Here is a 24,833-nt window from a genome sequence, read left to right on the forward strand (position 1 = left end):
CTTCATGGATTGGTAGTACCACAAGGGTATGACCAAAGGCATTTAAACAAATCGGACATTTACTGGCAGTCGACCACGCTTATCCATATTGGGTTCTCTTTATTACTGGAGGTGGGAGCTTACTGCCAGTTATATGCGAGATAATCTTTTTAGAATAAATAATTTACCACCTGAAAATATGAGAGACTCCTTAAAAAAGAAGAACACTTTTTCAAAGAACCTATGTAATTATCGAAGATGCATGGCTCGTCTTTGTAACGGAACGTTTTAATTATATGATAACTTCTTGTTGACTAGTTAACACTCACAACGATTTATAATTGTTCGATTAATAAATATATTCCTGTAAACAACAATAGCCCATATGTTAACTTTTGGAATAATGCTTGATTAATCCTTTTAAAAAGAATTTGACCAGTAATTAGCCCTATTACCACGAGCGGAAGTGACCACGCACTTGCTATCCAAATTTGCTTTGACGTTCCAGCAGCAACAACCTGTATAATTAAGCTAATCATGTAAATAAATAGGTAAAATGCTAGCGTTGTTGCCCGCAGCGTCTCCTTCGATGTATTCGTACTCGAAAAATATAATAAAATGGGGGGGCCTGGCATACCAATACTTGTTGTAAACGCTCCGGAAAATCCGCCAGCTATATAATCGCGATGATTTGTTTGTTTCAGACGAAATTGCATCATTAATAATATGGTTAAGAGTAATATAGTTACACTAATTATAAGCGTCAAGACCTCCACATCAATAAGCAGAAAAATTACTGTACCGACAGGTAAACCAAACACACTTCCCCATCCAAATCTTTTTACAATACCTAAATCTACATCGTGTCTAATTTTATAGATTAGTGCACATGAAATAATTAATGAAATAACTAAGTTTATTTGGATTGCTTCTCTAGGTTCAAAGATTAATAACAAAAGAGGTGTAGCAATAATAGAAAAGCCAAATCCGGTACTCGTTTGCAATATAGAAGCAACTAATATAATGAAGGAAAAAAGAAAAATGGATTCCATATACTCACCTACAGCATGGTAAATTTTAGATAACCTTATTATATCAAAGAACGCTGAAAGAATATGAATGATTGCTTGTGCCATGAAAAATGCCCGAGCTATCTCGCTCGGGCACATTGGATCTATTCAGCTATTACACCACAGGCTATACGGTCTCCTGCATCTCCTGATGGCTGAGATATATAATCATCTGCACCAGCATGGATTACTAAAGCTGTTCCTCCCTCTTTATAAAGCGAATTATCTTTCCCTTTTTTCAGCGTAACCAATTCGGCTGTTGTTTCTGTGTTTACGGTACCATCTTCCCCAACTTCAATATTCGGTAGATCGCCTGCATGAGGACCTTCTGGGTGCTTCTTTCCATGCTTAGTTTGACCAGGATTAAAATGTCCCCCTGCCGACTTAAAATCTGGCGGTTGACAGGATCCTGTTTCATGAATATGAAAGCCATGTGTTCCAGGTGGTAAGTTTTCTCCGTTAAGTTTTATATGAACACCCGATTTCACTTGCTTTAGTGTCGCTGTTGCAACAACATGATCATCTTTATCTTTTAATGAAACGAGAACCTCTTCCTCTGCAGTTGCATTATCTGGATTCCCTACAGTTGGACTATCTTCATTTTGTTGATCTTGTTCATTATTTTTATCGACGTTACCTTGCTGCTCCTCATTATTTGGATTACACGCTGCTAGAAGTAGTAATACCAATCCGAAAATTAGTATAGCATACGACCTTTTCATACCATTACGCTCCCTTCGAGGATGTTTAGTATCATCATTCACTTTTGTTAGACTCCTTAAACATCAGAGTAGCGTAAATTGATGAAAACAATAGGTATACTACTGATAATAGCCCCTTTATTACTTTTAAATGACGTATGTTCCAGCAATAAAATCGTGTATAGCTAAGTTATCTATCTCACCCCCACCATAAGGACGCTGACAATTACACCAATATATACCAAAGTTAAGAACATAGATGAGACTCGAAATTATAACACGAAGTAGGATGGCTATAATCGTGTTATTCACATGGGTACATTTTATAATTTCCTAGGCAAAAATAAAAGTGAGCTGCCCTTTAAAGACAGCTCACTTACGATTGTCATTTTTTATATTATTAACCACTTCATATCTAACATCTATTTGCTAAGAAGCTTAACTATCAAATCGGTTAAATACTATGCCACTTTCATGTTTGTTTTTTTGCCAGTCGGTTTATGATCTTTTAGAAATGGGATAACCCAGCGATCCAATCCATATCTGCCAGCGTTATAACCAGCTACAAGTAAGAATGTCGTTAGTAATACCATTTGCGCATTTGTGCTGACTGTTCCGCTAAATAAGAAGGCAAAATTCATTGTTATTCCCATTAAAGCAGCGAAGTTGGTGAAAATTCCTAATATCAATGCAATACCTACTAATAATTCTCCCCACATCACAAGAAATGTGAATAGTTCTGCATTTGGAAGTGCAACTTTTTCTAGAAATACAGCCCACCAACCTTGAACTGCAGGGTGTTCACCACCTGCACTTGCTATTGCACCTTGTAAAAATCCACTAGCATCAAATCCACCGCCAGTTATTTTTCCATATCCGGCAGTTAGCCATTCATAGCCAATATAAATACGTATGATTGCCAATATTCCTGCTGCCACTTTATGATTGCGAATAAAATTCATGATCATTACTTTCATCTCCTTTTCAAATGCTCACTATTTCACAAGAACTTGTGTATTTCTTACTACACCTATAGTTTACCATGATTCATTTAAATTTAAATCACTTTGCTCACTATTTCACATTTAGTTCATAACTTTATTACCATTTCATGTAGGATGGAAATTTATTCTTGACACCCTACCTTAATCCTATATACTGTATATAAACACATACACAGTATAACAGTATAAGGAGGATTTACTTATGAAGGAATGGAAGCAAGCTTACCAAGTAGCAAAACTAGAATTAACTCATTCGATAAAAGGCTTTTTCTTTTATTTTATCTTTTTAATGTTTATCTTATCCTTTCTTGCCACATCTCTAGAATCTTACATAGATAATGACTTTATGGGATATGATTTCTTCTTCATTTTCCTTTTTTTCATGGGGGGATTTTGGGCAAAACCAAAGGTGTTTCAAAGTCAAAAGCAGGCTTTAGATTTTTTAGTGTCACCTACCTTAATCATGCAACTCCAATTACCTATTAAGCAGGATGTGCTTATTAAGAGTAGATTTATAATCTATTTTTGTTATTCACTACCTTGGCAAGTTATCTTTTTGATACTGTTTTATTATGTATCCCCTATAAACGAAATGCTATCTATCAGCGCATATATTGCTTTCTCCGTCATTTGGTTGTCGACAGCTGTTTATGTTGGAACGTTATTTCCAATGAGTGATGCAGGAGAAAGAGGCTTTGCTGCAACAACGATTGGTACCATTATTATTGCTATCATGGTGTTATTTTTGATGTTCATTGCTTTTCTAGGTATCTATTTTTTTACTGATCATGGCTTCGTATATTGGTCTATCGTTATTGCCAAAAAATGGCCTTTTCTTGCATCCATACTGTCTATCGGATTGGCTGGCGCTGCTCTCCAAGCTCATCAAATTTATATGAAAAAGATAATGAATAAACTGGATTATATATAAAATTGGAAAGGAGTAATTAAAGTGGAATTGCCAATACGTCTTTCCAAGTCATCTCGTGAACCAATATATCATCAAATCGAAAATCAACTGAAGGCATTAATTGCAGGTGGACAGTTACCGGAAGGGGCTCCCTTACCATCTATTCGCTCACTATCCAAAGATCTGGAGACAAGTGTTATCACCATTCGAAGAGCCTATCAAAACTTAGAATACCAAGGGTTTATTCGTACATCCCAAGGGAAAGGAACCTTTGTAGCTGAAATTGAAGATGCACTGAAGCAGCAGGTTAAGGTTTCAGAGGTGTACCAAACGATTGAAAATGCAGTTGATACGGCACTTAGCTATGACTATACGATAGATCAAATAAAGGAGATCTTTACTGAAGTGATGGAATCACATACTAGAAAGGATGATAACAGTTGAATGGAATAATGGAAATTTCCAACCTAGAAAAAGGCTTAGATTCATTCCATCTTGGACCTATAAATTTAACGCTGGAACCGGGAACAATAACAGCATTAGTTGGTAATAACGGATCAGGAAAAAGCACCATATTAAAGTTAATTATGAATTTAGTAAAGCCTGATAAAGGGAACATTAAAGTGTTAAATAAATTTGTCCATGGTCCAGATGAAGGTTGGAAGACAACCGTAAGCTACCAACCACAGCCAATAATTGGCTGGAATGCTTTCTCAGGTAGAACACTTAAGAAATTTATTGCCCCTTACTATCCAAATTGGGATGAACACTTATTTGAAGAAATGGTGAAACGTTTCGATATTTCCCTAGATAAAAAGTTTATTCACTTATCTCCTGGCTCACAACAGAAGTTATGTCTTGCGTTAACCTTACCGAAAAACACACCTTTATTGCTGCTTGATGAGCCAACAACATTTATTGATATCCCTGCAAAGCAAGTATTTCTGGATATGATCGTAGCATGGATGGAGCGGGGAGATCGAGCCATCGTTATGACCAGCCATCAATCTTCAGATATTATGAAACTTGCTGATTACTTATGCGTATTAAAAAGAGGGGAATGGGTTGGAACATATGAAAAAGAGGCATTAAATAATATGTTTAAACGCTACTGGTTATCCGATACGTTACCTGAAGAAAGGATACCTGGAGAATTACTGCGAACCAATAACCAAATCATTTCGAATAACCCAGATGATACAGAGGCATATTTCCATAATCAACATATAAAAAGCTCTTCTCAAGCACGCTTAGATTTAGAAGAAATGATTACATTATTAGTTGAATAATGAAAGGACGATGTCGACTTGAACACAATGCTTACTGTCAAAAGCTTAGGTAAATCCTTTAAAGGGATACAGATTATTTCCAATATTTCTTTTGAAGTAAAACAAGGAGAAATAATGGCTATTCTTGGTCCTAATGGAGCAGGAAAATCAACAACCATTCGTAACATCATGGGAATCATGTATCCGGATGAGGGATCCATTACATTTCATCATAGTAAAGGAGCTACTATTCCAAGACATAAAATTGGTTATTTACCAGAAGAGCGCGGCCTCTATAAAAATGTTAAGGTAATGGATATTTTACTTTATTTAGCCGAATTAAAAGACTATCCACTAGATAAGGCGAAACAACGGGCACTCGATTACCTTAAAAAGTTTGATCTAGAGGGTAAAGAGAAGGTTAATGTGGAAGAGTTATCCAAAGGGATGGGGCAAAAAGTGCAATTTATTGCCTCCATTATTCATGAGCCAGAATTATTGATTTTAGATGAACCATTTTCTGGTCTTGACCCTGTCAGTCAGGAGCTATTTAAGCAGGAAATTAGGAATCTCGCTCAGAATGGTACCGCCATATTATTATCCTCACATCAAATGAATCTTGTTGAGGAAATGGCAGATCGATTATTTATGATTCATCGCGGACAAAAAGTTATATATGGTGAAATGACAGATGTAAAAATGGAGTATGCTAACTTTAAATGTACGATACACGGCAAAAATAACAAACAAGATTTAGCAAAACTTCCTAATGTTCAACGGGTCGAACAGGAAGATGACCGCAGTATCATTTACCTTAGTAAGGACGTGCAGCCCGCAACATGGCTAAGACAGCTTCCGAATCATATTAACATTCAGGAACTTACGCTGAATCGTATTTCACTCCATGAAATTTTTATTGATATTGCAACAGACAAAAATCTATTACAGGAAGAAGGTGAGGAGCATGCGTAATACCATGAAGGTAGCCAAATGGGAGATCAAACGAAATCTAAAAAACAAGACATTTATTATTGGCATGTTTCTAACACCAGTTCTCATAATTGGTTTTATGCTACTCGGAAATACCTTTGGAGGGTCTGATACAGAGGAAACACAAGAGCTGACAACCGTTTTTATAAATGATCAGCTTCAATTATTTTCTGCCATCGAGAATACGGTTAAAACAAATGATCTCCCTTGGGAGTTAAAACAATCAGATTTAAGTGAAGAAGAAGTAAACAAAGAATTAGAAGATACAGATGATACTGCCTACTTATTTATTGATCAACGTTCACTAGAAGAGGGTGTTATTCGAGCCTACACTTCTGAAGAGATACCCCCTTACTTTATCAACCAGGCACAAATTGTGGCAGGTCCATTACAAACGATGCAGATGAAGCAGCTTGGTTTAACCGAGAAAGAACTTGCGACGCTTTCACGTGGAGTTTCTGTTGAAGCGATTGTATCTAAAGAAGCGCAAGAAACTGTAAATGAAGAAGAAGCTGGAGCTGACCCGCTGAAACGAATTGTACCAGGTGCGTTCGCTGGATTTATCATGCTATCCATTGTATTTACAGGAATGGCGATATTCCAAAGTGCGTCACAGGAGAAGAAAGATAAGATTGCAGAGATTATTCTTTCATCATTAACACCAGCAGACCTTATGCAAGGAAAGATTATTGGCTATTTCGTTCTGGGTCTCATTCAGGCTGTGGTTTCCATTACACTTGTGTTGCCTATCATTGCTTGGCGTGTAGATATATCCATTTTGCAGTATTTATTAGTACCTGAACTAGCCTTTTATATTGCTATTGCCATCTTAGGCTACCTTCTCTTCGCCTCTATTTTTGTAGGTGTTGGAGCTACGATGGCAGACGTTTCAACTGCCGGTAATTTTCAGGGAATGGTCATGATGCTTCCATTTCTGCCATTCATTTTCATTGGTCCGGTCTTAAGTGATCCAAATGGATTCATGGCTCAGATTGGTTCTTATATTCCCTTTACTTCTCCAGGGGTTCTCTTACTACGATTAACTAGTTTAGAAGAATGGCCATGGATGGAAATTGCCATTTCATTGGCGATTCTAATCATCAGCGTCTGGTTCTTTATGAAACTAGCTGGAAAGATATTTAAAGTTGGTATATTAATGTATGGTAAAAATGCTACACCTGCAGAAATATGGAAATGGATACGCGCTTAAACCTATGATCATTTTAAGGAGCGGGAAGATCACATTTCCACTCCGCTCCTTCCTTTAATTCCAGCTTTTTATTACTACGTTAATCAGTTTCTCGATTCGTTTACAGCCTACCAAAGTAAAAACTTCAATCAGCGGGGGGCTTACTGTCAGCAGTATTTCGTAATAAATCACCAAACAAAGCACTCCGTTGCCTATTCGGTAAATTTTTCCAACTCCTTATCCCTCCATTTACGTTAAACCTCATCCTGCTTCTTCTTTTTCCTTCGTTTTCTAAAGTGAAATATAATCATACTAACCACTACAATACTAGCTATTATAAATATCGTGCTAGTAATAGGGTGAATGGTAAACGCATATAGCCATTGATCGATAAAGTATATATCTCTTGGGTCTGATACATCCTCAGGTGTAAATATCGTCTTATCTTGCCAATTAGGCTCGAGCATCAGGTAGGAACCAGTCCAAGAGGTTAGAAATAATGTATATATGGAAACGATCAGTAATACGATGAAAACGATTATTTTTTTCATTCGTGATTCACCCTTAAAGTACTCAAATAGGTTATTAATGCCTGTTTATTAGTTATAATGACCTGTTTATCGTTATAGCTGCTCAACATATTGCAAATATCCTGTCTTTTCTGCTCAAATTGTCTATTCCACTGCAACATACTGATAAATATAGAAAGTGTAGGTTGATAATTGGCAGGTTCGATGCCTAACTTCTGCCTTAGGAATCTTTTACAAATTCGAAACGACCGAACATGTTTATTCGTATCCAATATGATAATAAGATCTGCGTGTTTAATACTAGGAATTACCAAATTATCACGATGAACACCTTCAATAATCCAAGCAAATTATTGACATATGCTTGAAAGTATCTTCTTACGTTCTTCGATTGTTCTTTTTATATCCCCTGTCTTCCTTCTATACCACACGACATTGTCCAATTCATAATAGGTTATACGAAGCTGTTTCGCCAGCAACTTAGCTAACGTCGTCTTCCCACTACCTACAGAACCAATGATACGTATCTTACTTGGAATCTTCAACTGTGGCTCACCTACATTCTTTATTACTGTTCTTGCTTTATACTAGGTCTCAGCTGATGAAGTATGTGATGCGGTCTTACTTCGAATGCTTCATATGGGATGTAGGTTGGATGCATTGCATCTAATACCCTATCTAAAAAATGCTCTCGTGTAATATATTGAGATGTATTCGTAGGTGTTAATTTTCTAAAGCACACTTCTGTTGTTTCCTCTTCTTGCGTGCGTAAGTCACCAGATATGTATTTTCCTCTAAATACAATATTTATGATTCCCTTGGTAACATTCTGATAAATTCCAGTTATACCATCCATCTGGACGATAGCTCCTGTTTCTTCCTTAATTTCTCGATGTACTGCTTCTAATAATGACTCCTCTTCTTCCACTTGTCCTCCTGGTATCTCCATGGTATCTGCACGATCCATATTACGTACTAGTAGAACTTCCCCCTGATCATTCGTTATATAACCACTAACAGAAACTATATGCTTAGGATATTGATCGTTTCCTGTAGAAGTTAAGAATTCCTGACGACTATCTATAATGATATCCCCCAATTCTTTTCTTTTTTTGTGTCCCATTTTATGTAAGTCACTTGCTCTAATGTTCGCTTCGATACGCTCATATTCCTCCATATTATTATATGCCCACATAGCTGTTATTTCATCGTTTGATTGATTTACCCATCTGCCAACAAGGTTTGCCCCATAGGTAAGCTGATTCGGAAGCAAATATTCATGAAAGAAGTTATTAAAAGCTTCAACGGTGCCCTTTTTCAATTTGTATGTTTTCTTTCTATATATCATCTTTGGAATAACTCCTTTAGCTAAATCATTTATTTTATCTATAAATAAGATTCTTCTCTCACTTCTAAAATACCTGCTGAAGAATACAATTTAAGAAAAGGAAAAATTTCATGAGTTTTTAGGATTCCTTACCGTCCAAGGTATCCATAGGATTATGCCTGTTAAGATGGTAAAAACACTACAGTCTTTTGCTAAATACGGCTTCATTCATCCTGAAAAATCTTTCATAGGGAGGATAATACATGAAAATTGCTGTATTTCATGGTTCCACTCGAGTTAATGGAAATACGGAATATTTAACGTATCAAGCAGTTCCTAAAGAGAAAGGAACCCATATTTATTTACGCGATCATGATATTCAACCAATTATTGATAAACGTCATGCACCAGAAGGATTTCCAGTAGTTGAGGATGATCATACACAGTTAATCGATCAACTGTTAGAGCACGATACGCTTGTTTTCTCTACACCAATTTACTGGTATGGGATGTCTGGTCCAATGAAAACCTTTATTGATCGTTGGTCACAAATTTTAAGAGACGACAGCTATTCACATTTTCGTGTCGCATTAAAAGAGAAAAATGTTTATCTAATAATTGTTGGCGGTGATCATCCACGAGTAAAGGGACTACCGCTTATTCAGCAATTCAATTATATCTGTGAATTTTATGGAATGACACTAAAAGATTACGTGATTGGCCAAGCAAGACGACCTGGAGACATTGTTAATGATCAAGTTGCACTGACTGCTGCTTCAACGCTCATTCACATAGATTGAATTGGTATACATTAATAAACGACAGCTGTCTGCTATCAGAAAGAGAGTAAGACAAAAACCCCCATTTAACTTTATTACTTGAGGTGGGGGCTTACTGCCATATGCGGGATAAAGTTATGTAACACTTATGACAACGGCTTTTGTTAGCTGTTGTTTTTTTACTGTAGGTTAAGCCTCTGTCTTTTTATACATGCAATAGTTATAGCCAATTTGCAAACAGTTGCCAGTTAGAAAAGCGATAAAAACTAGAATTTCGACAGTCGGCCGCATATGAGTAATATAGATGGCCAGTAAAATAATTGCTATATGAATAGGAAACGTCCAAAGGCTGCGAATTAACTTTCTTCGGTAACTAAGCTGAAAATAGATAATCACTCTACCACGATCAATTTTTGGCTTATTTTTATAAACAATCGACATAACAATGGTTGCCATGATAGCTACCATCACTGGTATCAGTATATCCGTAACTGGAAAAGGTGTATATGCAGTTTGTAACCAAAAATAAAACAACGATATCCCCTCATTTTTTCCAAATTCCTTAAAAAGTTTAATAATGAACGTTACGATCTCCCGAAGACTTTTTCATAGAAGCCCTCTCTTCCACATGTAATAGTAAAACACCATTATAACAAACCCTAAAACAAATACAAAGATAAGATTAGTATCTTGACAGTTGATTATTTTAGATAAAGTGAAACTCCTATCAGGGTTTTGTTTATCCCCCCACTGATGGTTAGTACCACAAGGGTATGACCTAAAGACCATTGAACCAATCGGACATTTACTGGCAGTCGATACCCCACTTATCTATATTGGTTCCACCTTATTGCTTGAGGTGGGGGTCCTACTGCCAGTTATATGCTGGATAGAGGTATTTTTTGTGTTAATTCCTGCTACCCATCTAGCAATCTAGTACTTCATAGTTTATTTTTCAGAAACATAGTTTAATTAGTTATCTCCTTGTACATACTGTTATTACATTAAATTACTATTAAGAGGAGATTGCTATGCGGTTTATCTATTATATTGTTAGTAGCTTTGTCGTTATCTTTGTATCTATGCTTTTTTTTCCTAATGAAAGTCAAGCAGATACTCGAGAGCTTTTTGAAGTAGGAGAAACAATGCTAAATGTTAGAAGTGAACCATCAGACCAAGCAGAAATCATCGGTAAGCTACAAGCTGGTGATCAATTAGTCGCCTTCGAGGAAAAATATGGATGGATTAAAACATTTTATGATGGGAAGGAGGCATGGGTAGCAGGGCATTATTTGCATAATATTGGACAAGTAAGTGAAGCGAAAGAAACAGAAGAAGAAAAAATAAAAGTAGTAACAAAGAACACGCATATTCGCTCTGGTCCTGGCTCTAGCTATTCTAGTATTGGAACATTACCAGCTGGAAAAAGCTATAGACTAATAGAAACCAAGGGTGAATGGCATCAAATAGAAGTAAATAATGGACAAAACGGTTGGATAGCTTCCTGGCATACGGATACCCCAGCTCAAGAAGCTACAAACGCAAGTGTATCCGCCCACACAATCAAAGCACCAGACCAGCAAACATCAAGTATAACATCAGCGACAAAACCGCTTGATGGTTATCATATCATGCTAGATCCAGGACATGGCGGGAAAGATTCAGGGGCAATGGGCTTGAAGAATGTATACGAAAAAAATTTAACATTTACGACCGCTCAGAAAATTGCTGATAAGCTACGTGAAGCTGGGGCAACGGTACTGACTACGAGATCAAAGGATACGTATATATCATTAGATCGAAGAGTTGAATTAAGTCATTCTAACAAGACCAACGCATTTATTAGCATTCATTATAATGCATTTCCTGATTCATCTGTTAGTGGCTTAAATACCTTCTATTATTCTAAGAAAAATGATCTTCGATTAGCAGAAAATGTGCATACATCACTAACAGCTTCTATTGATATGAAAGACCGTGGGATACTCCAGAAAAACTACCGTGTCCTACGAACAAATCATGCGCCATCTATTTTACTGGAGCTTGGTTTTATTACAAACCCAAATGATCTAGCCAAGATTCAAAGTGAATCATTTGAAACGAAGGTAGCCGAAGCAGTTACCGATGGATTAAAAAACTATGTGCAAGAATAACGTAATGGAAGCTGTCTGTTATTAGTGGATAGCTTCCATTACGTTTAATTGTAGTACATATTGTTCTCCTTTTTTCCCAATAATCCTTTTCCCACTATCTACAAATCCACATTGTTGATAAACGTGTTGTGCTATCATATTTTGATGGTTTACTCCAAGGACAACCTCATTTTTTTTCGGAAAGTGGCAATTTAGAAAAGCAGGTAACTGTAGAAGTGATTGTTTTGCAATTCCTCTCCCTTGCATCTTGTACGCAATGGAATACGAGCAAAGCAGTAATGCCTGTTGGTTATCACTATACATTTTAAGACTTTCTCCATCCTCTAGTACAAAAAAACCTGCAACATGGTGTTGAAACAGAATGACAATCCCATGTCTTCTTGCTTCTGAAGCTTCTTTAGCCAATGCTTCCTTAGGATGTGCGGTATACATTAATTGATCTGTTGATAAATGGTAGTAAGTTAAATCAGCGAGATATTTATCTTGAAAGAAATCCAATCTAACTGCTGGCGTATTATTCATGCTTTATCACCACAAGCTGTCTTTTGGGCATAAATCATGCTTAAAATATCATTAAACGGATATGCTTTTACATCATAGTTATGTTCTTTTAACCATTCTATTAGGATAGAGCGATCCGCATAATATTCATCTTTTATGGCGTAAATTGCCTCTTTATTGCCCGCATCCTGAAAATATTTCATAACTTGCTTGCGTTGTCGTTCATTAATAAACATTAAATCAGCTATACAAATTTGCCCACCTGCTTTTAATACTCGATCCATTTCCTGTAATGCTAGTATTTTTTCTTCGTCAGTAATATGATGTAGTGCATAGCTGGAAACAATCCCATCTACTTGCTGATCCATCAACGGCAAGGCTAAAAAGTGTCCTTTACGTATTTCTATGGCTGGGTGCTTTTGTTTACAAACATGTAACATGTTTTCGGACTGATCAATGCCAATGACGTTTATTCCTTTGGGTAAAAACTTTGCACCGAGATTTCCTGTACCAATTCCAATATCTAGGCACGTATTGCCAGCTTCTAGCTGGATGGTTTCAACTACTTTTGTTAACGCCTTATCATAGTCCTGATGTACATTAAAGCGATAGCCATGCATCTTGATACTAGAATCATAATCCTTAGCTTGACTATCAAAATTCCATTTGTCTTGCCAATTTCGACGAATTTCCTTTAAATTTTTTAAATGAGTCGCTAATTGATAGATTGCTTGCATATTATCATAATCATCCGATGTACGATCTAGCATTTGATCGATCGTATGAATCATATCCTTCATTTCGAGCCATTTTTCATAGAGAGCAGATCGTTGTATGTTTAGATACTGCGAAATGCTTCGCTGTTCTTCGTTTAGAACGTGGGATATCTCACTAACGCTAAATCCGATTTCTCGAAGAGCTAATATCGTACTTAATCGGGCAATATCTTCTTCAGAAAAGCTGCGATACTCATTGTTGTCTAACTTTGCAGGCTTAATTAATCCCTTCTCCTCATAAAAGCGAATTGCTCTCGGAGTAGTATTTAATTGCTTTGCTACTTCTTTTATTTGCATATTCCTTCCTCCTCAACTTCACTATAAACCTTGACGTTACGTTAATGTAAAGTGGAAAATTCGATTTTTTGATTTTTGCTCATTATATCATTTTGTAATATGTGAATTCGTTCCTAAAGGAATGATATACTATAGGCAAAGTTATAAAGTAGGGGCTTCCTGCCAGTTATAAACGAGATAAAAGGAACTATCTATTTAATGTCAAACTGAAATAAAGTGAGGGTATCTATATGCATAAGCGAGTACAAAAATTGATTGACGTTACAGCAGATGAATGGGGACTAGATAAATATTATTTAAAAAGACACAGCTTTGTTAAAGAAGAAAATCCTAATGAAGGCGTATCCTATGAGTTAACCATGGAATGGTTTCCTAATGAAGCAGCGGAAACAGAAGAAGGCTTAAATCCTCCAGGAACAGCCGTTGTTGATGTAGACCTTCATAGTGAACGAATCAAAAAAATAATCTTTGTTAATGATATATCTTATGCTCATGCAGAGGCGTTAACTGTCATTCACCAAACCAGTGAACAAATCATTGAATGGGTTGAGGAAATGACGGGTCTAGAATATGGTAGACAGTTTCAATTAGTCGAGGAATCAAAAAATGAAATGCATTTCCGATCTGCTGTAGACAATATTCCCGTCTATCCAGGTGGGAACATCGATATAACCTTTAATGAGCAAGGACAACTTACACTCTTTTCTATCCATGGGAGCTTTCCTACAGAGGATCAAGTTCAGTGGGAACCCTTTGCTTTAACGTCGGAAATCGTTGAACCCATTGCTCTAGATCATTGCAAGTTGATGGAAATTCCAGTGGAGAATGAACAAAAATGGATTTCCGTATACGGGACATCTATGTTCTTCCTTACCAATAATGGAGGAAAGACGATTTCCTATGATCAAGTGGAAAAATCCATCATTTATTGTAATAGCGTTGAACCTATCACATGGAGCCATACTAGTTCCGCTTCTACCATATCTCTAGAAAAAATCGATCTGTCACCAGAAATTTCCGAGTCTGAGGCATTGAGCAATAATAAAGAGATTGATAGAAAAAGATCTATTTCCAAAGATGAACAAACTAGAATTATTACAGAAGTGAGTCGTCTACTACAGCAAGAGTTACCAGATGACAATGGCCAATGGAAACTAACTACCATTCAACAGGAACACAACTACCTATTTGCAATCTTGCATCCAGTAAAGCAAGATTTTCGTATCATCGGTCCTAAGATAAAGGTTATTATGGATTCAAAAACATTAAAGCCTCTTAATTATATGGACAATCGTCAATTGCTCGATGTCTTTCGTGATTTTAAAGAAGCAGAAATGCCTGTTATTTCAAAGGGAGAAGCATCCGAAAAGCTCCGTAGCTACCTTGAGATCTCACCTGTCTACGTCTATCAAAAAGGTAGGTATATGTTATGCGGTAAAATTGAATGTAGCTATGTAGTAGATGCAGTAACGGGGGAAATGATTAGCTTAGACGAATAAAGTAAAACTTCAATTAGTGGGTGTTTTGTTTATCCCTCACTTGGTTCTCTTTATTGCTTGAAATTGGGGGCTTACTGCCAGTTATATGCGGAAAAAATCAAACAAAATACCCTGCCTCTAGAAGCAGTAGGTTTCTAATAGGTGCAGCTACTTTTGCTCTATATCTAGCACACGCATAAGAAAAACGGAGCAAAATTCGCTCAGTCCTTATCACTAAATGCTCAGATTTACGCTTCCTCTAGTAGCTATTATGGAATAATAGCTACTGCTTGACCACCACTCCGGCTGCCCACTTCCCTTTCCGTGGGGTTTGTCCTTCCGCTAACTTTTTTAGCAAAACCCGCTCAAAAAAGTGGATCTTCAGGTCAAACATTTCCCACAGGAGTTGAAGTGGCCGCCCTTCGCTATTATCAGGCTCTACAACGCTAGCATGAAGTAACACAGCTGCTTTTATACTCACGGATAGCGATTTTCACTTTACCCATTGTAAAAAAAAGTCAACCTATTACTTATGACAAGAATTGGTGCACCTTCTCATAGCGGAGACTAATTACGTAGACTCCTGCGGGATTAGCGCGAGCCGAAAATCCACTTTGCAACGTGTTCTTCTTTGCAAAGTTAGTTGAGGCCGTGCCCGCGGAAAGCGAAGTAATTAGTCGGAGCATTGCCAATATACATCAAACATTTCAAAATAACTACTTGGCTTAACGCAGTCATTGCACTATTTTATACTTTCTTAACTTATAAAATAAGCTGTCGAATTTCTCGACAGCTTGAGGAATCGGCGATATCGTCGATTTCTTTTTTATAAATCATCAAATCCGTTTAGGTCACTTGTCTTAGTATATTGACGTGATTTCTGTTCAAAGAAATCTGTTTTTGTTCCATCAAAATTATCCACATAAGCTCTAATCCATTTTAGTGGATTATCCAAGTGATCTGGATAAATATCTTGTAACCCCATCATACGAAGCATTTTATTTGCACGATATTTTATATAACCTGCCATTTCATCTAAATCAATGCCTTCTACATTACCTAATACATAGTTAGACCATTCAATCTCTAATTCTACGGACTCTTTGAAGTGATCATATACCCATTGTGTAAATGATTCCGTGTTATATTCTGGATTTTCAGCCAATGTCGCACGGAATAGCTCCGAAATAAATCGACCATGCTCTAACTCATCCCTATTAATATAACTGATCATCGTAGAAGTTCCAACCATCTTATTATGGCGTGCTAGATTATAGAAAAATGCAAAGCCGGAATAGAAGAACATCCCTTCTAATAGCGATGTATAGACCATCGTTTTTAAAATATTTTCAATCGATGGCTCTTCAACAAATGCGTTATATTGCTTAATTAGATTTTCATTACGTTTAAGTAAAATGGGATCCTTTCTTCCTAATTGAAAGGACTTATTCTGTTCGTCTAGTGAGACAACAGAGGATAGAACATAGGAATAACTTTCATTATGCACAGCTTCCTGCTGTGCGATTACTGCCATAATCGATTGAACCGATGGATCTGTTGCATATAAAGATAGTAATAATGCTGTTCTCGTTTGTGGTGCATCTAATGTTGATAACAATCCAATAATTTTTAGATATGCATCTTGTTCTTCTTCTGATAAAGAAGGAAATTGTTTGATATCGCTCTGCATATTCACTTCATCTGCTTGCCAATAATTTCCGACAAGTCGCTTGTACATTTTATACCAGTGTGGATAAGCAATATCATTCCAATTCAGAATACCACTTGATTTACCTCCAAAAATCCCCGTGGACTTATTTGGATTTAGTGGCTCTAATGTTTTCGCTTTTTCAAGCATGACTTTTGACATGATGCAGTACTCCTTCCACCCAGTCTTTCACTTTTGATTCTTGTAAACCACGTGGGGATTGTTCAACCTTCAACCCCTGCCATGGACTGTTATAAAAATGACTTAATTTATCAACTGCTCTACAAAATAAGTCGTCTCCGCCAAACTGTGTATCTCCCGTTCCAAATATGGCAACATTACTTGGTTTATAGCCTACTTCCAGTATAAAATCTTTTACTTCCTCTGGTGTACTTCCTTTATCCCAAGTAAAGGTGCCGATAAATAGTATATCATATTCGGACGGACGTATCGGCGGGTCAATTCCAATTCGGTGAACCGCCGTAGTAAACCCTTCCTGATTTAAGGCATCTTCAATAATCGTAGCTACTTCTTGTGTATTACCACTATATGTCAAGTACGCAATTAACGCCCTCAACTTTGACACCACTCACATTCCTCAACTTCACTTGAGGTGGATCGAACGTAATAGGTAGTTTTTAAGCCCTCTCTCCAAGCTTGTAAATGAAGGTCCAGTAACACGGAAGCTCTAATCGTATTCGGAACATAAAAATTAAATGATAGACTTTGATCAATATGCTTTTGTCTTGCAGCATTTTGTTTTACAGACCAACGCTGATCCACAATATAAGCAGAACGTCGATATACATTATATGTCTCATGCGTTAAATCTGGTGCAGTGACAGGAATTTTAAAATCCTTCTTCTCTTCGTTATAGAACGGCTTGAAGATTGGGTCAATACTAGCTGTTGAGCCAGCAATCATTGCTGTTGTTGAGTTCGGTGCAACTGCCATTAAATAGCCGTTACGCATACCGTGTTCTTTAACAGCTTCTTTTAATGTTAGCCACTCGCCTTTATGATAACCCTTCAAATCAAAATATTCTCCTGAGCTCCACTTACTGCCTTCGTACGCTGGATAGCTTCCTTTTTCTTTACTTAATTCCATGCTGGACTTAATTGTCAAGAAAGCAATTTTTTCGTATAAATCATTCGCATAGTTTACTGCTTCATCGGTTTCCCATTGCAAATTCTTTCTTGCTAATAAATGGTGCCAACCAAATGTTCCAAGTCCGATAGCACGGTATTTTTTGTTCGTTAACTGCGCCTGCATAATCGGTAAATTATTGATATCTATCACATTATCTAACATACGCACTTGAATTTTAATTAACCGTTCTAATATTTCGTCTGGAACAGCCTTACCCAAATTAATCGAACTTAAATTACAAACCACATAATCTCCTGATTGATATTTCTTGACGATCGTGCTCTCACCTTCAAGAAATTCCTCCATAAATTCAGATGGAGATTGGTTTTGTGTAATTTCTGTACATAGATTAGAACAATAGATCATTCCATTATGACTATTACTGTTCTGACGATTTACTTCATCACGGTAAAACATAAATGGTGTACCTGATTCAAGCTGTGACTTCATAATGCGCTTCATAATATCGATCGCTGGTATTTTTCGCTTTGTTAACTGATCGGATTCCACACATTCTTGATATTTTTCACGCCACGTACCGTTTCCTTTTGCTTCATCATAAAAGTCCTCTAATGAATAGCCCATTACTTGCCGAACTTCATGTGGATCAAATAAATACCAGTCTTCACGTTTTTCTACCTGTTCCATAAATAGGTCTGGAAGTGTTACACCTGTAAAGATATCATGGGCACGCATGCGATCATCCCCATTATTTAGCTTAAGATCAAGGAATGCTTCAATATCACGATGCCAAACATCTAAATATACAGCAATTGCACCTTTTCTGGTTCCTAGCTGATCCACATTTACTGCTGTATTGTTTAATTGTTTAATCCATGGGACAACACCACTCGACATACCTTTAAATCCTTTAATAGAGCTACCGCGGCTACGAATCTTACCCATATATACGCCAATTCCACCACCGTTTTTCGATAGCTTAGCAATGTCTGTGTTACTGTCGTAAATTGATTGTAAGCTATCATCTACTGTATCAATAAAACAGCTTGAAAGTTGGCCATGAGTCTTACCTGCGTTCGCAAGTGTCGGTGTAGCAACTGTCATATAGAGATTGCTTAGTGCCCAATAAGCTTCCAAGACATGTTCCGTACGATGTGCCTTATCCTCATGTTGCATTAACGTCATTGCAATAACCATCCAACGTTCTTGCGGAAGTTCAAAAACGTTCTTATCATGATCCGTTGCAAGGTAACGAGTTGCTAACGTATATAATCCTAGATATGTAAATGATAAATCTTTTGCTGCGTTTATTTGTTGTGCAAAATAATCAATCTCTTCTTTTGTATACGTATCAAGTAATGTAGGCTTATAAATCTTTTTATCCGTAAGCATGTTTAATAATGCGTAGAAATCGCCATACTTTGCATGTCCATCATATTGACGATTCTCACCTGCTTGACGATACAGTTCTTGTAAATAAATACGGCTTGCTAGATATGTCCATTCTGGTTCAGATTCATCAATATTTTCCAATGCATTTTTAACAAGCATATCAATTGCTTTTTCAATTGGTGTATCCTCATGTATGGTTTTAAACGCTTTTTGCTTGTATGCTTCTGTGTGAATAGCTAGTCCTTGCGCAGCATTATCAATTACTTCTATAAGTTTCTCTTTATTCGATGTCAATTCAATGATCATCTATAATCCTCCCTTTAACTGCTTCTAAATCCTGTTCAGCGATCTAGTAAGAAATACGCCCCTGTCATTAACCTTTTTCGCAAGACATGAAACAGATCCTAGTAAAAAATGAATATCTATTAATTTTAATAATTATCATGCAAAAATAAAAAACCGCTGTATCTCGTGAGGATAGAATTCTTGATCCTTTTGGGTTCTCAACAATCTCAATTTTCTAACACGAAATCGGTTACTTAAATATCATAAAAACACTATATATAGTATTTGTTTCTTAACAATTTTACGATATATTGTGTTAAAAGCTTAGCATATAACATTCCGGAATGCAATCATTTTAGCGAAAAAATAGAGACGACAGAACGTTCAAAAACGGTCAAAATTGAGATAAAACAATGCTAGAAACTGCTTTAAAAATTTAATAGAAAATATTCCCTATGATAGAGAACAGGCTAACAGTCATAGACGTCTTACAACCTTGTATATTAAATTTCTTCTGATCAGATATTCAAGACAAATATCTAATGTATGAATTATTCCTATGTGTAAATCTTAATACATACATACGATCAGATTGATATGCAGTAGTAAACCCTTATTCAAGTAAGTTTACCTCCATTTAAAGCAATACTTCAATTTTGGTGCTTTGTTATGACCTGTACGCTTATCCGAGAAGGAGTAAGGGCATCTCCATGGTTTGTCGATGGAACAAAATAAATTTTTATCGCTGGATAAACGCCCCCTTCTGTAACATCAGATAATAAGAATACTACATATTGATGGTAGAAAGGATGATTCTTTATGAAGACAAAGCTAATCGATTGGCGTACATTTATCAGTGCTTTAATTCTTTTATTATGTGTATGTTTACCCTTAATCTTCTTCCCAGAGGCCGGTGCGGAGCTTGTCAATGCAGCTAACAGCTTTATGACTGGTAAGTTCGGGTTCCTCTACTTAGCACTTGGCTTATTATGTTTTGTTTTTCTTTTATATGTTGCCATTAGTAAATTCGGTAATATTAAGTTAGGAACGAAGCAGGACGATAAAGAGTTCGGGAGTTTCTCTTGGGCGGCCATGCTATTTGCAGCGGGAATAGGATCGAGTATTCTCTATTGGGGAATGATCGAGTGGGCCTATTACTATCAAGGACCCCCATTCGGTATAGCTCCTGAGTCGGCAGCAGCAATTCCGTGGGCAGCCTCCTATGGTATATTTCATTGGGGCCCAATAGCTTGGGCGATTTATACATTACCGGCATTACCTATTGCCTACTTTTATTATGTTCGTAAGACATCTGTATTAAAAATTAGCGAAGCGGTCAGACCTGTCATTGGAAAATGGATTGATACGCCAATTGGCATTATCATTGATGTACTGTTTATGTTTGGATTATTAGGCGGTGCTGGTACTACGTTAGCCTTAGGCACACCTATGATCGCAGAAGGAATCAACAACTTAACCGGCATTCCTGTCACCTTAGGTCTAAAAGCTATCGTTATGTTGATTTGCACACTAATTTTTGCTATCAGTGCCTATTCCGGCCTTACAAAGGGAATTAAAGTACTAAGTGATATTAACTTATGGCTTGCCATTTTTGTCCTTTTATTTGTTTTTATCTTTGGACCTACACTTTTCATTACCGAGACTACTTTTACTAGTGTCGGACAGGTAGCCGATAGCTTTTTTAAAATGGCTACATGGCTTGAGCCATTCGCTAATTTAGCTGGATTTGAAGAAACAAGATTTCCTGAATCCTGGACGGTATTTTATTGGGCATGGTGGGTTGTCTACGCACCGTTTGTTGGATTATTTGTTGCACGTATTTCCAGAGGACGTACCATACGTGAGATGGTTTTAGGAACTATGATATACGGAACTTTCGGCTCCATTTTGTTTTTCGGTATTCTCGGAAATTTCGGGTTGTATTTACAATTAAGCGGACAATTTGATGTGATCGGTTTTATGAATGAACATGGTGCGCCTGCCGCAATTATTGCTATTTTAGAACAGCTGCCATTAGCTAAAATGATGATTGGTGTTTTTACGGTATTGGCCATTATATTTTTAGCAACTACCTTTGATTCCTCATCATTCATTTTGGCAGCTGTGGTGCAAAAGAAAATTCAATCTGAACCGCTTCGGTGGAATCGGCTATTTTGGGCATTTACCCTATGTCTTCTTCCAATGGTACTCATGTTTGTCGGCGATTTGGAAACATTACAAACAGCAAGTATCGTGGCAGCTTTTCCTGTTATTTTCATCATGGCACTTTTAGCATGGTCCTTTATTAAGGCCGCTACTGTTGATATTCGCGCATCCAAGCATTACCGTAGTTCAACCATCTACATCCATACAAAAAGTACCGATGATAAATAAAGTGAAACTTCAATCTGTGGGGTTTTTGTTTACCTTTATTGTTTGAAGTAACGGAAAAATCGCGTTCTGAAGACGCGCTCGCGGAAAGCGAAGCATTTGACTAAGCGACGAATGAACTACCTGTCTCCAAAACAATAACCCCAAACTTCATCTGAAATATTTCAGATATAGTTTGGGGTTTACATCGCTAAAAATTCTTTTGTCCGAGCCCCATATTCTTTAAAATTTAGAGGAGATAACTTCCGCACCCGTTAGGTTAATCTAAACGGCGTGGGGGGGATGCGTTTTTGTCATGCTTACGATTTTCTACTTCTTTAAACAGATCATCTTCATTTGAAGTTTGCTTCATTTGCTCATTTAAGCTTTGTAAGTGCTTCGTTATTTCATACAATTGTTGGTTCGGAGCATTTGCCTGTAACGCATTTTTTAACTCATTAGCTAGCTCCTGAAATTCTTTCTTCGTTACCGGCTGTGCCTCTGGCTTTAAGGCAAAGCCTACTTGACCATTTGGTTCTAGTGTCGCCCATTGCACATCTCGAATACTTGTGACGTTCTGTTGTCTTAAGTTCATTTCTAATTGATCGACAGTCAAGCGTAGTTTTTTCAAATGTTGTTCTTGTATGACACCATTATGTATAAGTAATTTTGACTTTCCTGTAATAACATTTTCAAAGAAATCTGATTTAATTTGAACAAATTCCATAACGATTAACGTAAGTACTAGAACTGCTCCTACTCCTAATGTAACCCAAATATTCTTGCCAGCTAACGGCTGGATGAGTAGTGAACCTATCCCAATCATAATAACCGTTTGTGTCAAGGTCATTTGTGAAATAGATTTTCTACCAGCAAATCGTAGAAGTAATGTACCTCCTAGTACAATCAATACCGCTTTCCAAACCCAGGCAAACTCCATTCATTAAGCCTCCTTCGATCTATTCTCTTGTTAGTTTGACTGCTAGGAGGTAATTTATACGAATTACCTATGCCAAAATCCAATTTTGCCGACTAAACGTATGGAGATTCTCTCACAATCAAGCTGGATAAATCATGATTCTTTCTTTTAACGCTGTTAACCTGTTAAGAGCTTTTAACCCCAGTCTCTTGACGTCTAAGTTCCGAGAACTCGTCCCGATTTTCTACAAAAATCTGATGCCATAGCATAAATACAAGTACAGTCCATAGCTTTCTTGCATGTTCTCCCTTATTAGCAGCATGCAACTCCAATAAATTTAACATAAATGATTTGTCAACTAGATGATCGGTTTCACTCGTTTTAATTAAATTTTTCGCCCACTCATATAATTCATCTCGTAACCAGGATTTCATTGGTACGGGAAAACCGAGCTTTTTCCGATTCAGCACATGAGCTGGAATAATATCGTGCACCGCTTTTCTTAGAATAGACTTCGTCGTACCATCAGCTATCTTGTATTGTGTGGGTATTTGTTTTGCAACATCAAAAACGGCCTTATCTAAAAACGGTACACGTAACTCTAATGAATTTGCCATCGTCATTCGATCTGCCTTTACTAAAATGTCCCCTGATAACCATGTATGGATATCAATATATTGCATTTTTTGAACGGGATCTGCGGCCTCTACACACTTATATAAAGATTTTGTCCAAGATTGATAGGACTGGTTACTAGCATAATTCAGCATAAACTGTTGTTTTTCCGCTTCTTCAAACATCTTAGCATTGCCAATATATCTGTCTTTAAGTGATGTAGTTCCCCGCTGTAAAAAGCTTTTACCTCTCACACCCTCTGGCATCATATCTGCGATCCGTTTGACTAGTGGCATAATGCCTTTAGGTATATATTGAAAGCACCTTAATGCTTCCGCCTCTCGGTAAATATTGTATCCACCAAATAATTCATCTGCACCCTCGCCCGAAAGCACAACTTTAACATGCTTTCTTGCTTCATTTGCTACAAAATAAAGCGGAATACTTGCTGGATCGGCTAAAGGGTCATCCATATGCCAGATTATTTTTGGTAGTTCACTAACAAATGCTTGGGCTGAGATATATCGATGAATATTTTCAACGCCAAGCTTTTCAGCACTCTCTTTTGCTACATCGATTTCCGAGTAGCCAGCCTCGTCAAACCCTACCGAAAAAGTTTTTATTTGTGGATTTATTTGTTTTGCCATTGCTACTATGATTGTTGAATCAATTCCACCAGACAAAAAAGCACCTACTGGGACATCACTTTGCATATGTGCTGTCACTGAATCAAATAATACTTCACGTATAGCAAACATCAGCTGTCTTTCATTTTTATGCACTGGTTGCAGACTTGCATGAAAGTATCTAGAGATTTGTATCGGCTTTTGCCAATCCTTAACAAAATAATGATCAGGCGCTAAACGTTGTATCCCTTCTGTTATTGTTAATGGATCTGGCACGTATTGAAACGATAAGTAATGCTGAAATGCTCGTTGATCAACTACATCCTGCTTATTTAAATAAGAGATACACTTTTTCTCTGATGAAAAGACAGTATCATGTTCATTTTCACAGTAGTAAAATGGTTTGATCCCAAAAGGATCCCTAGCTCCATAAAGTCTTTTCTCGTCTTTATCCCAGATTAATATGGCGAACATACCACGAAGTTCTGAGAATCCTTCAACACCTTGATCTAGAAATAAGAAAGCAGCAACCTCTGTATCTGAATTGGTGGTAAAATGATACCCTTTTTTCTTTAATTGCTCTTTTACTATTTTGTAGTTATATATCTCACCATTAAAAACCATCCAATACCGTTGCTTGCCAAAAGAAAAAGGCTGCTGTCCTCCATCAATATCAATAATACTTAACCTTCGGAAGGCTAATGCTATATGATCATCATGGTAGCTACCATCATCATCCGGACCTCGATGTCTAATTAGCTGATTTGCTAGTTTGATTTCTTCCAAATGCTCATTACTGAATTGAACCTCTTGATCTAATAGTACTCCTACGAATCCACACATAGCATTATCCTCC

24 protein-coding genes are annotated in these 24,833 nt (G+C 37.0%); 9 read left to right on the plus strand and 15 right to left on the minus strand.

The window, feature by feature from the left end:
* Positions 1–314: 314 nt before the first annotated feature.
* From D9782_RS02755 to D9782_RS02765, 3 genes are all read right to left on the minus strand, one after another.
* Complete coding sequence (locus D9782_RS02755) at positions 315–1,031, minus strand: sulfite exporter TauE/SafE family protein (RefSeq protein WP_121605802.1); 717 nt, start codon at positions 1,029–1,031, stop codon at positions 315–317.
* A gap of 122 nt (positions 1,032–1,153) precedes the next feature.
* Entirely contained in the window at positions 1,154–1,771 is a 618-nt protein-coding gene (locus D9782_RS02760; RefSeq protein ID WP_026682965.1) for a superoxide dismutase family protein, read from the minus strand.
* A gap of 440 nt (positions 1,772–2,211) precedes the next feature.
* Positions 2,212–2,718 (minus strand): DoxX family protein, encoded by a 507-nt coding sequence (locus D9782_RS02765; protein ID WP_034679828.1) that lies wholly within the window; start codon positions 2,716–2,718, stop codon positions 2,212–2,214.
* A gap of 238 nt (positions 2,719–2,956) precedes the next feature.
* Between D9782_RS02765 and D9782_RS02770 the strand changes: the two genes are divergently transcribed.
* The 5 genes from D9782_RS02770 to D9782_RS02790 are packed head-to-tail and all read left to right on the plus strand — an operon-like array spanning position 2,957 to position 7,132.
* Positions 2,957–3,685: a hypothetical protein gene (locus D9782_RS02770; RefSeq protein ID WP_121604016.1), complete on the plus strand. Its 729-nt coding sequence runs from the start codon at positions 2,957–2,959 to the stop codon at positions 3,683–3,685.
* A 21-nt stretch (positions 3,686–3,706) separates the two neighbouring features.
* Positions 3,707–4,108 (plus strand): GntR family transcriptional regulator, encoded by a 402-nt coding sequence (locus tag D9782_RS02775; protein WP_026682968.1) that lies wholly within the window; start codon positions 3,707–3,709, stop codon positions 4,106–4,108.
* Complete coding sequence (locus D9782_RS02780; protein ID WP_121604017.1) at positions 4,105–4,953, plus strand: ATP-binding cassette domain-containing protein; 849 nt, start codon at positions 4,105–4,107, stop codon at positions 4,951–4,953. The genes D9782_RS02775 and D9782_RS02780 overlap by 4 nt, the downstream gene beginning before the upstream one ends.
* Before the next feature lie 18 nt (positions 4,954–4,971).
* Positions 4,972–5,904 carry an ABC transporter ATP-binding protein gene (locus D9782_RS02785; RefSeq protein WP_121604018.1) on the plus strand — a complete coding sequence of 311 codons (933 nt, stop codon included), beginning with the start codon at positions 4,972–4,974 and terminating at the stop codon, positions 5,902–5,904.
* Positions 5,897–7,132 (plus strand): ABC transporter permease, encoded by a 1,236-nt coding sequence (locus D9782_RS02790; protein WP_121604019.1) that lies wholly within the window; start codon positions 5,897–5,899, stop codon positions 7,130–7,132. The genes D9782_RS02785 and D9782_RS02790 overlap by 8 nt, the downstream gene beginning before the upstream one ends.
* A 233-nt stretch (positions 7,133–7,365) precedes the next feature.
* Here D9782_RS02790 and D9782_RS02795 read toward each other — a convergent pair whose 3' ends face one another.
* From D9782_RS02795 to D9782_RS02805, 3 genes are all read right to left on the minus strand, one after another.
* Entirely contained in the window at positions 7,366–7,662 is a 297-nt protein-coding gene (locus tag D9782_RS02795; protein WP_121604020.1) for a DUF4306 domain-containing protein, read from the minus strand.
* A gap of 329 nt (positions 7,663–7,991) precedes the next feature.
* Complete coding sequence (locus D9782_RS23445) at positions 7,992–8,186, minus strand: shikimate kinase (RefSeq protein ID WP_226983567.1); 195 nt, start codon at positions 8,184–8,186, stop codon at positions 7,992–7,994.
* A 23-nt stretch (positions 8,187–8,209) separates the two neighbouring features.
* Complete coding sequence (locus D9782_RS02805) at positions 8,210–8,989, minus strand: NUDIX domain-containing protein (protein ID WP_121604021.1); 780 nt, start codon at positions 8,987–8,989, stop codon at positions 8,210–8,212.
* 242 nt (positions 8,990–9,231) lie between these two features.
* Between D9782_RS02805 and D9782_RS02810 the strand changes: the two genes are divergently transcribed.
* Positions 9,232–9,768 carry a flavodoxin family protein gene (locus tag D9782_RS02810; RefSeq protein ID WP_026682974.1) on the plus strand — a complete coding sequence of 179 codons (537 nt, stop codon included), beginning with the start codon at positions 9,232–9,234 and terminating at the stop codon, positions 9,766–9,768.
* Between the two features lie 168 nt (positions 9,769–9,936).
* Here the strand turns inward: D9782_RS02810 and D9782_RS02815 are convergent, their stop codons facing one another.
* Complete coding sequence (locus D9782_RS02815; protein WP_026682975.1) at positions 9,937–10,281, minus strand: hypothetical protein; 345 nt, start codon at positions 10,279–10,281, stop codon at positions 9,937–9,939.
* 497 nt (positions 10,282–10,778) lie between these two features.
* Between D9782_RS02815 and D9782_RS02820 the strand changes: the two genes are divergently transcribed.
* Complete coding sequence (locus D9782_RS02820) at positions 10,779–11,900, plus strand: N-acetylmuramoyl-L-alanine amidase family protein (protein ID WP_121604022.1); 1,122 nt, start codon at positions 10,779–10,781, stop codon at positions 11,898–11,900.
* A 21-nt stretch (positions 11,901–11,921) separates the two neighbouring features.
* On the opposite strand, the gene D9782_RS02825 is transcribed toward D9782_RS02820, so the two are convergent.
* Both D9782_RS02825 and D9782_RS02830 read right to left on the minus strand, forming a co-directional pair.
* Positions 11,922–12,422: a GNAT family N-acetyltransferase gene (locus tag D9782_RS02825; protein ID WP_121604023.1), complete on the minus strand. Its 501-nt coding sequence runs from the start codon at positions 12,420–12,422 to the stop codon at positions 11,922–11,924.
* Positions 12,419–13,474 (minus strand): MerR family transcriptional regulator, encoded by a 1,056-nt coding sequence (locus D9782_RS02830; RefSeq protein ID WP_026682977.1) that lies wholly within the window; start codon positions 13,472–13,474, stop codon positions 12,419–12,421. Before D9782_RS02830 ends, D9782_RS02825 begins: the two co-directional genes overlap by 4 nt.
* Before the next feature lie 230 nt (positions 13,475–13,704).
* Here D9782_RS02830 and D9782_RS02835 point away from each other — a divergent pair, with 230 nt between their 5' ends.
* A complete protein-coding gene (locus D9782_RS02835; protein ID WP_121604024.1) occupies positions 13,705–14,973 on the plus strand; it encodes a hypothetical protein in 1,269 nt (422 codons plus the stop codon).
* Between the two features lie 262 nt (positions 14,974–15,235).
* Here the strand turns inward: D9782_RS02835 and D9782_RS02840 are convergent, their stop codons facing one another.
* From D9782_RS02840 to D9782_RS02855, 4 genes are all read right to left on the minus strand, one after another.
* Positions 15,236–15,433 carry a hypothetical protein gene (locus tag D9782_RS02840; protein ID WP_121603754.1) on the minus strand — a complete coding sequence of 66 codons (198 nt, stop codon included), beginning with the start codon at positions 15,431–15,433 and terminating at the stop codon, positions 15,236–15,238.
* A gap of 345 nt (positions 15,434–15,778) precedes the next feature.
* Positions 15,779–16,822, minus strand: a complete 1,044-nt coding sequence (locus tag D9782_RS02845; protein WP_026683060.1) for a ribonucleotide-diphosphate reductase subunit beta — start codon at positions 16,820–16,822, stop codon at positions 15,779–15,781.
* Positions 16,803–17,249: a flavodoxin gene (locus tag D9782_RS02850; RefSeq protein WP_026683061.1), complete on the minus strand. Its 447-nt coding sequence runs from the start codon at positions 17,247–17,249 to the stop codon at positions 16,803–16,805. The genes D9782_RS02845 and D9782_RS02850 overlap by 20 nt, the downstream gene beginning before the upstream one ends.
* Positions 17,234–19,468 carry a ribonucleoside-diphosphate reductase subunit alpha gene (locus tag D9782_RS02855; RefSeq protein WP_026683062.1) on the minus strand — a complete coding sequence of 745 codons (2,235 nt, stop codon included), beginning with the start codon at positions 19,466–19,468 and terminating at the stop codon, positions 17,234–17,236. The genes D9782_RS02850 and D9782_RS02855 overlap by 16 nt, the downstream gene beginning before the upstream one ends.
* Positions 19,469–20,266: 798 nt before the next feature.
* Between D9782_RS02855 and D9782_RS02860 the strand changes: the two genes are divergently transcribed.
* On the plus strand, positions 20,267–21,841 hold the full coding sequence (locus tag D9782_RS02860) for a BCCT family transporter (RefSeq protein WP_121604025.1): 1,575 nt from the start codon (positions 20,267–20,269) through the stop codon (positions 21,839–21,841).
* A 256-nt stretch (positions 21,842–22,097) separates the two neighbouring features.
* Here D9782_RS02860 and D9782_RS02865 read toward each other — a convergent pair whose 3' ends face one another.
* Positions 22,098–22,757, minus strand: coding sequence for a DUF421 domain-containing protein (locus D9782_RS02865; RefSeq protein WP_121604026.1), 660 nt, complete (start codon positions 22,755–22,757; stop codon positions 22,098–22,100).
* 164 nt (positions 22,758–22,921) lie between these two features.
* Positions 22,922–24,820: an asparagine synthase (glutamine-hydrolyzing) gene (gene asnB, locus D9782_RS02870; protein ID WP_121604027.1), complete on the minus strand. Its 1,899-nt coding sequence runs from the start codon at positions 24,818–24,820 to the stop codon at positions 22,922–22,924.
* Positions 24,821–24,833: the final 13 nt, after the last annotated feature.

Origin of the sequence: Virgibacillus sp. Bac332, assembly GCF_003667785.1 — a bacterium.
Classification (GTDB): Bacteria; Bacillota; Bacilli; order Bacillales; family Amphibacillaceae; genus Virgibacillus; species Virgibacillus salarius.

What these genes read in the sequence shown, in the direction of transcription:
- D9782_RS02755 (WP_121605802.1), bottom strand. Translation starts at nt 1,031, where the DNA reads ATGGAATCCATTTTTCTTTTTTCCTTCATTATATTAGTTGCTTCTATA.
- D9782_RS02760 (WP_026682965.1), bottom strand. Translation starts at nt 1,771, where the DNA reads ATGAAAAGGTCGTATGCTATACTAATTTTCGGATTGGTATTACTACTT.
- D9782_RS02765 (WP_034679828.1), bottom strand. Translation starts at nt 2,718, where the DNA reads ATGATCATGAATTTTATTCGCAATCATAAAGTGGCAGCAGGAATATTG.
- D9782_RS02770 (WP_121604016.1), top strand. Translation starts at nt 2,957, where the DNA reads ATGAAGGAATGGAAGCAAGCTTACCAAGTAGCAAAACTAGAATTAACT.
- D9782_RS02790 (WP_121604019.1), top strand. Translation starts at nt 5,897, where the DNA reads ATGCGTAATACCATGAAGGTAGCCAAATGGGAGATCAAACGAAATCTA.
- D9782_RS02795 (WP_121604020.1), bottom strand. Translation starts at nt 7,662, where the DNA reads ATGAAAAAAATAATCGTTTTCATCGTATTACTGATCGTTTCCATATAT.
- D9782_RS02805 (WP_121604021.1), bottom strand. Translation starts at nt 8,989, where the DNA reads ATGATATATAGAAAGAAAACATACAAATTGAAAAAGGGCACCGTTGAA.
- D9782_RS02810 (WP_026682974.1), top strand. Translation starts at nt 9,232, where the DNA reads ATGAAAATTGCTGTATTTCATGGTTCCACTCGAGTTAATGGAAATACG.
- D9782_RS02820 (WP_121604022.1), top strand. Translation starts at nt 10,779, where the DNA reads ATGCGGTTTATCTATTATATTGTTAGTAGCTTTGTCGTTATCTTTGTA.
- D9782_RS02825 (WP_121604023.1), bottom strand. Translation starts at nt 12,422, where the DNA reads ATGAATAATACGCCAGCAGTTAGATTGGATTTCTTTCAAGATAAATAT.
- D9782_RS02830 (WP_026682977.1), bottom strand. Translation starts at nt 13,474, where the DNA reads ATGCAAATAAAAGAAGTAGCAAAGCAATTAAATACTACTCCGAGAGCA.
- D9782_RS02835 (WP_121604024.1), top strand. Translation starts at nt 13,705, where the DNA reads ATGCATAAGCGAGTACAAAAATTGATTGACGTTACAGCAGATGAATGG.
- D9782_RS02845 (WP_026683060.1), bottom strand. Translation starts at nt 16,822, where the DNA reads ATGTCAAAAGTCATGCTTGAAAAAGCGAAAACATTAGAGCCACTAAAT.
- D9782_RS02855 (WP_026683062.1), bottom strand. Translation starts at nt 19,468, where the DNA reads ATGATCATTGAATTGACATCGAATAAAGAGAAACTTATAGAAGTAATT.
- D9782_RS02860 (WP_121604025.1), top strand. Translation starts at nt 20,267, where the DNA reads ATGAAGACAAAGCTAATCGATTGGCGTACATTTATCAGTGCTTTAATT.
- D9782_RS02865 (WP_121604026.1), bottom strand. Translation starts at nt 22,757, where the DNA reads ATGGAGTTTGCCTGGGTTTGGAAAGCGGTATTGATTGTACTAGGAGGT.
- asnB (WP_121604027.1), bottom strand. Translation starts at nt 24,820, where the DNA reads ATGTGTGGATTCGTAGGAGTACTATTAGATCAAGAGGTTCAATTCAGT.